This is a genomic window from Bacillus sp. GS3m_15504 (assembly GCF_055825275.1).
Map to the genome: position 1 here is coordinate 1 of NZ_JBVVNL010000032.1, position 316 is coordinate 316.

The window sequence follows — 316 nt, forward strand, 5'->3', positions numbered from 1 at the left end:
CGGACCTGTTGCTCCCGTTATTCCCGTCGGACCTGTTGCTCCCGTTATTCCCGCCGGACCTGTTGCTCCCGTTATTCCCGTCGGACCTGTTGCTCCCGTTATTCCCGCCGGACCTGTTGCTCCCGTTATTCCCGCCGGACCTGTTGCTCCCGTTATTCCCGCCGGACCTGTTGCTCCCGTTATTCCCGCCGGACCTGTTGCTCCCGTTATTCCCGTCGGACCTGTTGCTCCCGTTATTCCCGCCGGACCTGTTGCTCCCGTTATTCCCGTCGGACCTGTTGCTCCCGTTATTCCCGTCGGACCTGTTGCTCCCGTT

1 protein-coding gene is annotated in these 316 nt (G+C 61.4%); it reads right to left on the minus strand.

Annotated features, from left to right (window positions below; all coding sequences use genetic code 11):
- A partial coding sequence (locus tag AC0L0O_RS30050; protein WP_473786244.1) for a hypothetical protein occupies nt 1-316 on the minus strand: 316 nt, incomplete at both ends.